Source organism: Mesorhizobium sp. M0904, assembly GCF_040319475.1.
Lineage (GTDB): Bacteria > Pseudomonadota > Alphaproteobacteria > Rhizobiales > Rhizobiaceae > Mesorhizobium.
The window spans coordinates 24,732-37,016 of sequence record NZ_JAMYOC010000012.1 but is presented as its reverse complement, the minus strand read 5'-3'; the positions used below and the strand labels follow the sequence as shown (position 1 = coordinate 37,016).

Annotated in this window: 15 protein-coding genes; 5 read left to right on the top strand and 10 right to left on the bottom strand. The window is 62.6% G+C overall.

Going from position 1 to position 12,285, the window contains the following annotated elements; genetic code table 11:
• Positions 1-17: 17 nt before the first annotated feature.
• Complete coding sequence (locus NKH80_RS14390; protein WP_352476288.1) at positions 18-1,025, bottom strand: iron ABC transporter substrate-binding protein; 1,008 nt, start codon at positions 1,023-1,025, stop codon at positions 18-20.
• 202 nt (positions 1,026-1,227) lie between these two features.
• On the opposite strand from NKH80_RS14390, the gene NKH80_RS14385 reads away from it, so the two are divergent.
• Together NKH80_RS14385 and NKH80_RS14380 are read left to right on the top strand one after the other, a co-directional pair.
• The gene (locus NKH80_RS14385; RefSeq protein WP_352476289.1) at positions 1,228-1,770 is read left to right on the top strand and encodes a sigma-70 family RNA polymerase sigma factor; all 543 of its coding nucleotides are present in this window, start codon (positions 1,228-1,230) and stop codon (positions 1,768-1,770) included.
• Between the two features lie 2 nt (positions 1,771-1,772).
• Positions 1,773-2,411 carry an NrsF family protein gene (locus NKH80_RS14380; protein ID WP_352992102.1) on the top strand — a complete coding sequence of 213 codons (639 nt, stop codon included), beginning with the start codon at positions 1,773-1,775 and terminating at the stop codon, positions 2,409-2,411.
• A 9-nt stretch (positions 2,412-2,420) separates the two neighbouring features.
• Here NKH80_RS14380 and NKH80_RS14375 read toward each other — a convergent pair whose 3' ends face one another.
• The 7 genes from NKH80_RS14375 to NKH80_RS14345 form a co-directional block, all read right to left on the bottom strand.
• Positions 2,421-3,299, bottom strand: a complete 879-nt coding sequence (locus NKH80_RS14375) for a 3-hydroxybutyryl-CoA dehydrogenase (protein WP_352476291.1) — start codon at positions 3,297-3,299, stop codon at positions 2,421-2,423.
• Between the two features lie 114 nt (positions 3,300-3,413).
• Positions 3,414-4,343: an electron transfer flavoprotein subunit alpha/FixB family protein gene (locus NKH80_RS14370; protein ID WP_352737902.1), complete on the bottom strand. Its 930-nt coding sequence runs from the start codon at positions 4,341-4,343 to the stop codon at positions 3,414-3,416.
• A gap of 154 nt (positions 4,344-4,497) precedes the next feature.
• Positions 4,498-5,247 carry an electron transfer flavoprotein subunit beta/FixA family protein gene (locus NKH80_RS14365; RefSeq protein ID WP_352476294.1) on the bottom strand — a complete coding sequence of 250 codons (750 nt, stop codon included), beginning with the start codon at positions 5,245-5,247 and terminating at the stop codon, positions 4,498-4,500.
• Positions 5,248-5,453: 206 nt separating this feature from the next.
• Entirely contained in the window at positions 5,454-6,257 is an 804-nt protein-coding gene (locus NKH80_RS14360; RefSeq protein WP_254816674.1) for a rhomboid family intramembrane serine protease, read from the bottom strand.
• Between the two features lie 22 nt (positions 6,258-6,279).
• On the bottom strand, positions 6,280-6,861 hold the full coding sequence (locus NKH80_RS14355) for a cob(I)yrinic acid a,c-diamide adenosyltransferase (RefSeq protein ID WP_254816675.1): 582 nt from the start codon (positions 6,859-6,861) through the stop codon (positions 6,280-6,282).
• A gap of 25 nt (positions 6,862-6,886) precedes the next feature.
• Positions 6,887-7,078 carry a twin transmembrane helix small protein gene (locus tag NKH80_RS14350; RefSeq protein WP_352505113.1) on the bottom strand — a complete coding sequence of 64 codons (192 nt, stop codon included), beginning with the start codon at positions 7,076-7,078 and terminating at the stop codon, positions 6,887-6,889.
• 23 nt (positions 7,079-7,101) lie between these two features.
• The gene (locus tag NKH80_RS14345; protein WP_352992099.1) at positions 7,102-7,968 is read right to left on the bottom strand and encodes an SDR family oxidoreductase; all 867 of its coding nucleotides are present in this window, start codon (positions 7,966-7,968) and stop codon (positions 7,102-7,104) included.
• 57 nt (positions 7,969-8,025) lie between these two features.
• Between NKH80_RS14345 and NKH80_RS14340 the strand changes: the two genes are divergently transcribed.
• Positions 8,026-8,880, top strand: coding sequence for a YihY/virulence factor BrkB family protein (locus NKH80_RS14340; protein WP_352505115.1), 855 nt, complete (start codon positions 8,026-8,028; stop codon positions 8,878-8,880).
• Here the strand turns inward: NKH80_RS14340 and NKH80_RS14335 are convergent.
• Both NKH80_RS14335 and gluQRS read right to left on the bottom strand, forming a co-directional pair.
• A complete protein-coding gene (locus tag NKH80_RS14335) occupies positions 8,847-9,737 on the bottom strand; it encodes a DMT family transporter (RefSeq protein WP_352505116.1) in 891 nt (296 codons plus the stop codon). The two genes, NKH80_RS14340 and NKH80_RS14335, sit on opposite strands and share 34 nt — an antisense overlap.
• 149 nt (positions 9,738-9,886) lie before the next feature.
• On the bottom strand, positions 9,887-10,762 hold the full coding sequence (gene gluQRS, locus NKH80_RS14330) for a tRNA glutamyl-Q(34) synthetase GluQRS (RefSeq protein ID WP_352992096.1): 876 nt from the start codon (positions 10,760-10,762) through the stop codon (positions 9,887-9,889).
• Between the two features lie 123 nt (positions 10,763-10,885).
• Here gluQRS and NKH80_RS14325 point away from each other — a divergent pair, with 123 nt between their 5' ends.
• Positions 10,886-11,527, top strand: a complete 642-nt coding sequence (locus NKH80_RS14325) for a DNA-3-methyladenine glycosylase family protein (RefSeq protein WP_254816680.1) — start codon at positions 10,886-10,888, stop codon at positions 11,525-11,527.
• Positions 11,528-11,656: 129 nt separating this feature from the next.
• Positions 11,657-12,214 (top strand): HNH endonuclease, encoded by a 558-nt coding sequence (locus NKH80_RS14320; RefSeq protein WP_254816681.1) that lies wholly within the window; start codon positions 11,657-11,659, stop codon positions 12,212-12,214.
• Positions 12,215-12,285 lie beyond the last annotated feature (71 nt).

Sequence of the window (12,285 nt, the reverse complement as noted above, 5' to 3'; positions counted from 1 at the left end):
TTTAGGACGAACGCCGGCTAAAGCAAGCCGGCCGCCGTCATCAGGTCGGTCACCTTCTTCGAGTTCAGCGTCGTCGGGTCGACTTTCGGCGCCTGCAGATCGGCCAGCGGCACCAGCTTCGGATTGGACTCGGCGCCCTTGCCGACTGCGTATTCGAACGAATCGCCTGTCTTCAGCACGTCCTGGCCACCCTTGCCAGTGACCCATTTCAGGAAAGCCTGCGCTTCCTTCGGGTGCTTGCTCGAGGCCAGCACGCCACCGCCGGAAACCGAGACGAAAGCACCGGGATCCTGATGCTTGAAATAGTGCAGCTCGACATTCTTGCTGTTCTCGCCGGTCTTGGCCTGATCGCCGTAATAGTAATAGTGATAGATCACGCCGCCTTCGACCTCGCCGGCATTGACCGCCTTCATCACCGTGCTGTTGCCCTTATAGCCGGTAAAATTCTCCTTCATCGCCTTTAGCCATTCGGCCGTCGCTGCCTCACCCTTGAGCTGCAAAAGCGCGCTGACGATCGCCTGGAAATCGGCGCCGGAGGGCGATGCGGCCCAACGGCCCTTCCAGCTCGGATCGGCGAGATCGAGAAGCGATTTGGGCAGCTGGTCGGCGGCCAGCTTGGTCTTGTTGTAGGCAAAGACCGTGCTGCGCGCGGCGACGCCGACCCATTTGCCGCTCGCCGGCTGGTACTCCTGCGGAACCTGGGCCAGCGTCTCGGTGTCGACCGGTGCGAACAGGCCGGCCGCCTCGACTAATGCCATGGCCGGCGAATTCTCCGTCAGGAACACATCGGCGGGCGAAGCGGTGCCTTCCGCAACGATCTGATTGGAGAAATCGCTGTCGCCGCCATTGCGGACGGTAACCTTGATGCCGGTTTCCTTGGTGAATCCCTCCGCCCAGGCTTTGGTCAGGTTTTCGTGCTGGGCGTTGTAGACGACGATGCCCTCGTCCTCTGCTATTGCCGGGCCGGCGATCAGGCTGATTGCAAGTGCTGTCGCACCGGCAAGGGCGGAAAGAGCATATTTCATGGCGTCGTCCTCGATTTCGATGGTCATTGGCTTGGCACGCTGCACCTACCAATACATGACTAGCGCAGTCAACATTGCTGGCGCGCTCAATTGCTCAAAAGGAGCAAACTTTCGTGATGCTCAGCTAATTTGCCTTGGACATTATTTCGCCGGCCCCGTAACAAATCAGCGCCGAGACGCGAATATCGGGGAGTGAACTCTTGTGAGCGGCAAGGACGAAGCCGAGCTTTCACGGCTGCTGCGGGCCGCGATCGCTGGAGACGAAAGGGCCTATGCCGACTTTCTGCACCGGATCGCCGCGCTCGTTCGTGGCTTTGCCCGGCGCAAGATCGTGCAGGGTGGGGTGGATCCCGAGGATGTCGTGCAGGAAACCTTGCTGGCCATTCATGTGAAACGACACACCTGGCGCCATAATGCGCCGGTGCTGCCTTGGGTCTATGCAATAGCCCGCTTCAAGCTGATCGACGCGTTCCGGCGGCGCGGCCGGCGGATCGAGGTCGAGATCGACGAAATCGCCGAGACCTTTGCCGAGCCGGAATCGGAGACGGTGAGCGAGCGCGACGTCAACCGGGCGCTCGACAGCCTGTCGCCGGCACAGCGTTCCGTCGTCTCGGCCGTATCGGTCGAAGGCCGTTCGATCGGCGAGACGGCGGCCAAATTCGGCATCAGCGAGACGGCTGTGCGGGTGTCACTGCACCGCGGGCTTGCCGCCATTGCCAAACGGTTCGGGGCGGGGCGGGAATAAAAATGAGGACCGAAGATCTCATCAAGGCGCTCGACGCCGATGCCCGCAGCAAGGCGCTGCCGCTAGGCGCCGCCTGGTGGCTTGCCGCCGGTGCGGCCATGGTGATCGCGGCCGCGGTTTTCTGGCTGACGATCGGCCCGCGCCCCGACATTGCGATCGCCATGCACACGATGCGGTTCCTGTCCAAATTCGTCTTCACGATCGCTCTTGCCGCCAGCGCCTTTGCCCTGGTGCATGCGCTGTCGACGCCCGGTGCATCGACCCGCCGAGCGGCAAGCTGGATGATCGCCGCCCCGCTGCTGGTGATTGTGGCCGTGATTCTCGAACTCTTCGCCGTGCCTGCGTCCGACTGGGGCACACGCCTGGTCGGGACGAACATGGTCATCTGCCTGACCTTCATTCCGTTGATCGGGATCGGCCCGCTTGCCGTCTTTCTTGCGGTGCTGCGCCATGGCGCGCCGACAAGGCCGGTGCTTGCCGGTGCGGCCGCGGGCCTGCTTGCCGGCGGGCTGGCGGCGACCTTCTATGCGGCGCATTGCTTCGACGATTCGCCGCTTTTCGTCGGCATCTGGTACACGATTGCGGTCGCCATCCTTGCCGTGCTCGGGGCGCTCGGCGGACGACTTTTTGTGCGCTGGTAGCGATAAGGATCAGCGTGTCGGAACGGGATGCTCGCCGCGATAGTCGTAAAAGCCGCGCCCGGTCTTGCGTCCGAGCCAGCCGGCCTCGACATATTTGACCAGCAGCGGGCAGGGGCGGTATTTCGAATCCGACAGTCCGTCATGCAGCACCTGCATGATCGACAGGCAGGTATCGAGCCCGATGAAATCGGCAAGCTGCAGCGGCCCCATCGGATGGTTGGCTCCGAGCTTCATGGCGGTATCGATGGCGTCGACCGAGCCGACACCTTCATAGAGCGTGTAGATCGCCTCGTTAATCATCGGCAGCAGGATGCGGTTGACGATGAAGGCCGGGAAATCCTCCGAGACGGTGATCGTCTTGTCGAGCTGCTTCACATAGGTTTTTGCCGCCTCGAAGGTCTGGTCCTCGGTGGCGATGCCGCGCACCAGCTCGACCAGCTTCATCACCGGAACCGGATTCATGAAATGTATGCCGATGAAGCGTTCCGGCCGGTCGGTCTGGGAAGCCAGCCGTGTGATCGAGATCGATGATGTGTTCGTCGCCAGGATGGCCTCGGGGTTGAGCTGCGGGCAGAGCTGGGCATAAATCTTGCGCTTGACCGTCTCGTCCTCGGTCGCTGCTTCGATCACCAGATCGGCGCCCGCAAGGTCGGCCATGGCCGGCGCCGCCGAAATGCGCGCCATCGCTTCATTGCGCAGCGTTTCCTCGAGCTTGCCGGAGCCGACCTGACGGGCCATGTTGCCGCTGATCGTAGCGATGCCCTTTTCGATGCGGTCGGGCGAAATATCGTAAACCAGCACCTTATAGCCCGCCAGCGCCGACACATGGGCGATGCCGCCGCCCATCTGGCCCGCGCCGATGATGCCGATCGTCTCGATCTTGCTCATTACCCGATCCCGTCGAGGCCTTTGCGGCCCGTTTTTTGTGCAGTGCAAACTAAAAGGGCGGGGCGACTTCGTCTACCCCACCCCTCGGAATTTAATACGCTTTGGCAGAAGGCGTCAAAGCGCCTTTTGCAGTTCCGGCAGAATGACGAAGAGATCGCCGACGAGACCGTAGTCGGCGACCTGGAAGATCGGCGCCTCCTCGTCCTTGTTGATGGCAACGATCACCTTCGAATCCTTCATGCCAGCAAGGTGCTGGATGGCACCGGAGATGCCGACGGCAATATAAAGGTCGGGCGCTACCACCTTGCCGGTCTGGCCGACCTGCCAGTCGTTCGGCGCATAGCCGGCATCGACGGCGGCGCGAGATGCGCCAACCGCCGCACCGAGCTTGTCGGCGACCGGCAGGATGACCTCCTGGAACTTCTCGGAGGAGCCCAGCGCACGGCCACCCGAGATGATGATCTTGGCCGAGGTCAGCTCTGGACGGTCGGTCTCGGAGAGCTTGTTCTCGACAAAGCTCGACAGGCCGGGATTGGCCGCCGCCTGAACCGTCTCGACCGGCGCGGAACCACCCTCGGGTGCTGCCTGGAAGGAAGCGGTGCGCACCGTGATGACCTTCTTGGCGTCACTCGACTGCACCGTCTGGATGGCGTTGCCGGCATAGATCGGCCGCTTGAAGGTGTCGGGCGACAAGACTTCGATGATTTCCGATATCTGGGCGACATCGAGCAGCGCCGCCACGCGGGGCGCGACATTCTTGCCCGACGAGGTCGCCGGCGCGATGATTGTCTCGTATGGCTCAGCAAGCGAAACGACGAGTGCCGCCAGCGGTTCGGCGAGACGCTCGGTCAGTTCGTCAGCGTCGGCGAGCAGCACCTTGGTAACGCCCTTGAGCTTGGCGGCTGCGTCCGCTGCCGGCTTGGCATCTTTACCGGCAACCAGCACATGCACGTCCGAACCGATCTGCAGCGCCGCCGAAAGCGCCTTGGCGGTCTGGTCGGAAAGCGCAGCGTTGTCGTGTTCGGCAATCAGAAGAATAGCCATGATGTTTTCCTGACTTTCGTCTTCGAGGCTCCTGAAATCCGGTCAGGCCGAGTCGAAAACGGTTGGTTTCGAGAACCGGAGCGGAGCGTACTTCAGTACGTGGCACCGGAAGCGGAGACACCGGCCGTTTGCCGGCCGGCCTCATCGGAATTCCTTAGAGCACGCCGGCTTCGTTCTTCAGCTTGTCGACCAGTTCGGCGACGCTCTTGACCTTGACGCCCGCCTTGCGGCCGCCCGGCTCCTCGGTTTTGATCACCTTCAGCCGCGGCTTGACGTCGGCGCCGTAGTCGGCAGGGCTCTTCTCGTCGAGCGGCTTCTTCTTGGCCTTCATGATGTTGGGCAGCGACGCGTAGCGTGGCTGGTTCAGGCGCAAATCGGCGGTGACGATTGCCGGCATCTTCAGTTCCAGCGTCTGCAGGCCGCCATCGACCTCGCGCGTCACCGTGGCCTTTTCACCGTCGAGCACGATCTTGGAGGCGAAGGTGCCCTGCGCCCAGCCGAGAAGTGCGGCCAGCATCTGGCCGGTCTGGTTGGAATCGTCGTCGATCGCCTGCTTGCCGAGAATGACAAGGCCGGGCTGTTCTGCCTCGACGACGCCCTTCAGCACCTTGGCGACGCCCAGCGGCTCAGTCTGCTCGTCGGTCTTGACCAGGATGGCGCGGTCGGCGCCCATGGCGAGCGCCGTGCGCAAGGTCTCCTGTGCCTGCTGCGGCCCGATCGACACGACGATGATCTCTTCGGCCTTACCAGCTTCCTTCAGCCGGATCGCCTCTTCCACCGCGATCTCGTCGAACGGGTTCATCGCCATCTTGACATTGGCGAGTTCCACCGCCGAACCGTCCGCTTTCACCCGGACCTTGACGTTCGCATCCACAACCCGCTTCACGGGCACAAGGATCTTCATTTGCCTGTCACCTCTTTCACGATAGTCTCTCACGCTCGTCGGACGCGCTATAGCAGCGTGCACCTCTTCAGAGTTGTCGAAAGCCGACATTCCGGACGGAATTCTGGTCTTCGGCGCGCCAGTAGGGTGGCGCTTGCGTAGTTGCGGCGACCCCGCGCGTCAATATCCGGGCGCACTCGGATCCTCGGCGAAGCACTCAAATCAGTTCAGTCCGGACCGGAAACGCTTCCCCGGCCCCAGCGCGGCGCCTGCTGCGCAGGTTGTGGTTCGCTTGGCGCCGGCTCTACGGCAACGGGCACATGGCCGGCGACCACCACAGTCTCTTCATCCGCAGCGGCGAGCAGCGGCACGCCGCGGCTGCGCAAGACAAGCACCAGCACGGCTCCGGCGATGATGCCGCCGATATGGCAGGCCCAGGAGACCTGATCCTCGCCTCCCTGGGCAAACATGAAGATCTGGAACAGGATCCACAGGATGAGCGGGATGAAAGCCGGGATACGCAACGGGATGCGGGCGAAGGCCAGCACCCACACCTTCACGCGCGGATAAAGGATCAGATAGGCAGCGACGACACCGGCGATGGCGCCCGACGCGCCGATCAGCGGCACTTGCGAATCCCAGGCCACCAGACCCTGGAAGAAAGCGCCGGCAATGGCGCAAAGCAGGTAGAAGATGAGGTAGCGGATGTGGCCGAGTGCATCCTCGACATTGTCGCCGAATACCCACAGGAAAAGCATGTTGCCGCCGAGGTGGAAGATATCCGCGTGCAGGAAGGAATAAGTCAGGTAGCTCAGGCTCTCGGGAATGACGACGAATTGCGGAGCGAGCTCGACGCTGTCATGCACGACCGACGGGATGAAGCCGAGGCCCAGCACCGCGGCGTTGGAGAAGTCCTCACCGCCAAGCGTGGTGACAAGGTAGATCAACACATTGAGCGCGATCAGGCCGATGGTCACATATTGCAGCTTGATGTGCCGCAGCCTGTTGGTGTCGTAAAGCGGGATGAACATCGGGTCCCCAGCTCGGCGGATTTCAGCGGTTCTTGCCGGGAACCCATAGCACGTCGGCGTTTCCGTTGTCATTGACCGCGCGCGCGGCAACGAACAGGAAGTCCGAGACGCGGTTGATGTACCTTATTGCCTCGCGGTTGACGGGCTCGTTTGGGTCTTGCGACAGCGCCACCATGATGCGCTCGGCGCGGCGCGCGACCGTGCGGGCGAGGTGAAGGGCGGCGGCGGCCGGCGTGCCGCCATTGAGCACGAAGGATTTGAGCGGCTGCAGATTTTTGTTGAGGAGGTCGATGTCCTGTTCGACGCGGTCGGTCTGCGAGGCGACGATGCGCAGCGGCTCGTAGTCCAGCGGCTTGCCATTATCGGGGACTGCCAGATCGGCTCCGAGATCGAAAAGATCGTTCTGGATGCGGCCGAGCATCGCATCGATCGCCGGATTTACTGCCGCCGTATGGATGCGGGCCATGCCGATGCAGGCATTGGCCTCGTCTACCGTGCCGTAGGCGTCGATGCGAAGGTCGGATTTCAGCCGCCGCTCGCCGGAGCCGAGACCGGTGGTGCCGTCGTCGCCAGTGCGGGTGTAGATCTTGTTGAGCTTGACCACGGGGTACCTCCCGACTGGTGCTGCGTCACTTACGGGTGAAATACACCGCCAGCATGATCAGCACCAAGGCTACGAACTGCAAGAGCACGCGCGTCTGCATCAGCTTGTTGGAGGTCATGCTGGAGCCGCCGCGCATCATGTTGATGAGGCCGCGCATCAGCACGATCACCACTGCGACCATGACAAGAACGGCGAGGATGTTGAAGACGGTTGCCATGGTGTGTTCCAGTTGAATTGCGTTCAGGCGCGTTTGGCGAGCAGACGGTAGAGTGCAGATGCCGGCAGGATGCGTTTAAGGATCGCGCCGATCCTGGCCGGCACTGTTACCACATAATGCGGGCGCGGGCGCCGCGACAGAAGCGCATGGTGCAAGGCGGCATAAACCACCTCCGGCCCGGGCTTCAGCCGCGATGTGCTGCCGCCGGCCCGCAGGCGTTTGAGTTGCGCCGCATAGGCGAGGCGATGAACGGAATTTTCGTGATCGATATTCGCCAGGAACCATGCGAGGCTGTTGCTGGCGATCTTCGATTTTACCGGCCCCGGCTCGATCAGCGAAACATGGATGCCGCTACCCCGGAGTTCTTGATAGAGGGACAGCATCAGCCCTTCGATAGCGTGCTTCGATGCCGAGTAGGCGCCGCGAAAAGGCACCGGCGCGAGGCCGAGGATCGACGAGCAATGAACGAGACGACCATGGCCCTGGCGGCGCATCACCGGTACGACGCGGCGAGTGAGATCATGCCAGCCAAAGACATTGGCCTCGAACTGCTGCCGCAAAGCCTCGACCGGCAGGTCCTCGACGGCGCCGGGCTGTCCGTATGCGCCATTGTTGAAGAGCGCATCGAGCCGGCCGCCGGTCCGTTCCAGCACCGCCGTCACCAGCGCCTCGATCGATCCGGGCTCGGTGTAGTCCAGATAGAAGGCCTCAATGCCGTCGGCCTCGAGCGCGGCGATATCCTCGGGCTTTCGGGCCGTTGCGAACACCCGCCAGCCTTCCTTCTTAAGAGCATGGGCGCAATAGGCGCCTATACCGGAAGAGGCACCTGTGACAATGATGGTGCGCAACTCTTCTCCGGGAGGAATGGTGGTTTGACCTAGGGTTGTCATTTACTGCAAACCCTTCCCATATTCGCGGCATCCGGACAATCGAAGGGAACGCGGTTCTTGTTGCGGAAGATCGTAGCCCTTAAACGCGTCCTCTACGACGCGCTCGGCCATTTCAACACCGACGACGGCTGGGCAATGGCCAGCCATCTGGCGATCACCGCGCTGATGGCGCTTTTTCCTTTCCTGATCTTCGCTACGACGCTGGCGAGTTTTTTCGGCGCGCAGGCCTTCGCCGACACCGCCGTGCACCTTGTGTTCGACACATGGCCCGAGCAGATCGCCAAACCGATCGCACGCGAAGTGCTCAACGTGCTTACCGTTAGGCGCAGCGACCTGTTGACGTACGGTATCGTGCTTGCCGGATACTTCGCCTCGAACGGCATCGAGGCGCTGCGCACTTCGCTCAACCGCGCCTATCGTGTCTCGGAAACTCGGGGCATCATCTACCGGCGGGTGCAGAGCATCATCTTCGTGCTGATCGCGACGGCCGGGTTTTTGGCGATCAGCGTGCTGCTGGTCTTCGCGCCGTTGCTGGCACGGCTGGCCGAGTCGCATTTCGAATGGATAAAGCCCTACATGGGCACGATCACGCTGTGGCGTTACGTCATCGCCTCGGTCGTCATCATCGGCGGCCTGTTCGCCGTGCATTTCTGGTTGCCGGCCGGCAAGCGCCGCTTCGTTTCGATCGTGCCTGGCATCATCTTCACGCTGATCGGCTGGCTTATCGGGTCGACCATCTTCGCCGCCTATCTCGATCATTTCTCGTCCTATGTGACGACCTATGCCGGCCTCGCCTCGATCATGATCGCCGTCGTATTCCTCTATATCGTCTCGGCGATCTTCATCCTCGGTGGCGAGCTCAACGCCGCGATCAGCCGCTATTTAGAGGCGCGTGCGAGAGTCGGCGGCTGAGCCGTCGCCAGCCCGACGCCGAGCGTCGCGATTGCCATGCCGGCGATCTGGAGCGGGCTCAATTGCTCACCGAACAATGCCCAGGCGATGACGGCAGTGACGGCCGGCACGAGGTAAAACAGCGAGGCGACCTTCGACATCTCGCCGTCGCGGATCATCACCATCAACAGGAAGATGGCGCCGATCGATAGCACCAGCACGAGCCAGGCCATGGCGAAGATCAGTTCGCCGTTGACGATGACCGTTCGGGTCTCGAAGGCGAGCGAGGCCAGAGCCATCACCGATGCGCCGCCGACATATTGCCAGAATGTGGCAGCCACCAGATCGCCGCCGGAGGCGAAACGCTTCTGCCAGATCGTGCCGGCGCTCATGCCGAGCACGGAGACCAGCGAGGCGCCCAATGTTTCGGCCGTCACCCCGCCGCCGAGCGCGCCGAGCTTCGGCCAGAGCACGATCACCACGCCGATCAACCCGAGGCCGAGACCGGCCCAGTGGCGCGGCAGGATGGCCTCGCCCAGAATCCGGCCGGCGAGCACTGCCGTGATCAGGGGCTGCAGGCCGACGATCAGGGCTGAAAGCCCAGCGGGCATGCCCCGGTGGATGGCCCAGAACACGCCGCCGAGATAGACCCCATGCATCAGGATGCCGGCGCCGGTCGCGTGCAGCGCCTCGTCGCGGGTGGCGCGGCTCGAACCAAGTGCGGCCATCAAAGCGACAAGCAGGATTGCGGCCAGGACAAAGCGCGCGGCCAGGAAAGTAAAGGGCTCCGCCCACGGCATGGCATAGCGCGCGCCGATGAAGCCGGTCGCCCACAGGAGGACGAAAGAGGCGGGGATGAACCGCTTGAGGCTGTGCATTTTCAGGAGGCCGCGGTGAATTCGGGTGAGGGATCGACTGCGGCGACTGCTTAATGCCGTTCGGGCCGGCAAGCAAAACCAAACGGTTGATCCATAGAGTCATTTGAATTGAAGGAGCGCCGTTGATGGCCGTCAGCTCGCCGGTCTAGCTAGAGACCGACCAGCCGCCTTACGTCGTCGGGCGAGGCGCCCGCCGCACGCTGGGCGGCAAGGCTGGTATCGCCAAGACTCTTCGACAGTTTTCGTCCGTCCGGGCCGAGGATCAGGCGATGGTGAAAATAGGCCGGCTGCGGCAGGCCAAGCAGCTGCTGAAGCAGCCGCTGCACGCTGGTCGCGGAATAAAGATCCTGGCCGCGCACGACATGGCTGACGCCCTGCAGCGCGTCGTCCATGGTGACAGCGAGGTGATAGCTGGTCGGGATTTCGCGGCGCGCCACGACCACATCGCCCCAATACTGCGGATGGGCTTCGACACGACGCGCCGCGGAGAGCGTCTCGTCCGTGTATTCGGCCCATGACAGGTCCTTGCCGGCGCGCTCTATTGCCGCATCGACGTTCAACCGCCAGGCAAATGGCACATTTTCGGCGATGCGCCGTTTGCGTTCGCTCGGCGGCAGTGCCTTGTCGGCGGCGGGATAGAGCGGCACGCCGTCCGGGTCGCGCGGCCAGTCGCGGCCGCGCTTTTCGCTGTCGGCGATGAAGGCGCGGATCTCACTTCTGCTCATGAAGGCCGGATAGACAAGCTCCGCTTCGATCAGCCGCTCGAGCATCGCCCGATATTCGGCAAAATGCTCGGACTGGCGGCGCACCGGCTCCTCCCAGCCAAGCCCCAGCCATTTCAGGTCGCGAAAAATGCCTGCCTCGAATTCCGGCGTGCAGCGCGTCGTGTCGATGTCCTCGATGCGCAGCAGCAGGCGTCCGCCCGCCGCCTTTGCCAATTTCTGATTGAGCAGCGCCGAATAGGCATGGCCGAGATGCAGTTCGCCGTTCGGGCTCGGCGCGAAGCGGAATGTCAGCAGTGTCATTGTCCGGCGGGCAATCGGGTTGTGCGGCGCTTTCGCCAATTGCTACTTTGCGCCGGCGGCGTCGTGCGTCCAGAGGGACACGTGACGAAACGTGCGGCACTTTTGATTTTGGAACAAGCAGACATGCAACGCATCGCCAGCCTCGACGACATTGCGCAAGGGCTGGATAGGCTATGCTTGCTCGACCCGCGCCTGGAAAAAGTACGCGGCATGGCTGGCGAGGTGCCGCTCAGGCTGTCGGAGCCGGGGTTCAGGAGCCTTGCTTCCATCGTCGTTTCGCAACAAGTGTCCCGCGCGAGCGCCGATGCCATCTTCGGCCGCCTGACGGAACTGCTCGATCCGCTGACGCCGCAGGCGATCCTTGCCGCCGATGAGGCGATCTTTCGCAACGCGGGACTGTCGCGGCCCAAGCAGCGCGGCCTGATTGCCGTCGCACAGGCGGTGGCCGACGGGCTCGACCTCGATCACCTCTGCCGGCTCGATGCAAGCGAGGCTATCGCGGCCATGACCAGAGTGCCGGGCATCGGCCCGTGGACGGCTGAAGTCTACCTTTTGTTTGCCGCCGGACACCCGGATATCTTTCCGGCGCGCGACGTTGCTTTGCAGAGCGCGGTCGGCCATGCGCTCGGCATCGACCCGCGTCCGCCGGAGAAAATGCTGATCCGGCTTGCCGAATCATGGAGCCCGTGGCGCGGTGTCGCATCGCGGCTTTTCTGGGCTTATTATCGAGAATTGAAGGGCAGGGATGCCGCGCCTCCGGCCTGAATCCTCAAAAAAGCATTGAAATCATGCATTTTTGAGACCGGGCATGATCGACAATCCGCTTCACATCCCTGTCATGTCGGGCTTACAGTATCCGCGTCGACCGGTTCTAGGGTGAAGGAGGTCAACGACGTGACGGTTGCCGTATCTCCGGATGGGCTTCCAGCGCTGGTGCTGAATGCGGATTACCGTCCGCTCAGCTATTACCCCTTGTCGCTCTGGTCCTGGCAGGATGCCATCAAGGCGGTGTTCCTCGAGAGGGTGAACATCGTCGCCGAATACGAACACGCCGTCTCGTCGCCGACCTTTTCGATGAAGCTGCCGAGCGTCGTCAGCCTGAAGGCTTACGTGAAGCCGTCGAGGCATCCGGCGTTTACCCGTTTCAACGTCTTCCTGCGCGACCGTTTCCAGTGCCAATATTGCGGCACGCCGGACGATCTGACGTTCGACCATGTCATTCCGCGCCATCGCGGCGGCGCCACGACCTGGGAGAATGTCGTCGCTGCCTGTTCCCCCTGCAATCTGAGGAAGGGCGGCATGATGCCGGCCCACGCCAAGATGTGGCCGCTGCAAAAGCCCTACCAGCCGACGGTGCATGATTTGCATAATAACGGCCGGCTGTTCCCGCCCAACCATCTGCACCAAAGCTGGATGGATTATCTGTACTGGGATGTCGAACTCGAACCGTAGAGTTCGGCAGAAATCCGCCATGCCGGTCGCCTGACGCGGCTTTCTGCGCTTCCGGCCTTCGCCGGCCGAAG

Coding starts and splice junctions, on each gene's coding strand:
- NKH80_RS14325 (WP_254816680.1), top strand. CDS start 10,886: ATGCAACGCATCGCCAGCCTCGACGACATTGCGCAAGGGCTGGATAGG.
- NKH80_RS14375 (WP_352476291.1), bottom strand. CDS start 3,299: ATGAGCAAGATCGAGACGATCGGCATCATCGGCGCGGGCCAGATGGGC.
- NKH80_RS14345 (WP_352992099.1), bottom strand. CDS start 7,968: ATGACAACCCTAGGTCAAACCACCATTCCTCCCGGAGAAGAGTTGCGC.
- NKH80_RS14390 (WP_352476288.1), bottom strand. CDS start 1,025: ATGAAATATGCTCTTTCCGCCCTTGCCGGTGCGACAGCACTTGCAATC.
- NKH80_RS14380 (WP_352992102.1), top strand. CDS start 1,773: ATGAGGACCGAAGATCTCATCAAGGCGCTCGACGCCGATGCCCGCAGC.
- NKH80_RS14335 (WP_352505116.1), bottom strand. CDS start 9,737: ATGCACAGCCTCAAGCGGTTCATCCCCGCCTCTTTCGTCCTCCTGTGG.
- NKH80_RS14360 (WP_254816674.1), bottom strand. CDS start 6,257: ATGTTCATCCCGCTTTACGACACCAACAGGCTGCGGCACATCAAGCTG.
- NKH80_RS14365 (WP_352476294.1), bottom strand. CDS start 5,247: ATGAAGATCCTTGTGCCCGTGAAGCGGGTTGTGGATGCGAACGTCAAG.
- NKH80_RS14370 (WP_352737902.1), bottom strand. CDS start 4,343: ATGGCTATTCTTCTGATTGCCGAACACGACAACGCTGCGCTTTCCGAC.
- gluQRS (WP_352992096.1), bottom strand. CDS start 10,762: ATGACACTGCTGACATTCCGCTTCGCGCCGAGCCCGAACGGCGAACTG.
- NKH80_RS14350 (WP_352505113.1), bottom strand. CDS start 7,078: ATGGCAACCGTCTTCAACATCCTCGCCGTTCTTGTCATGGTCGCAGTG.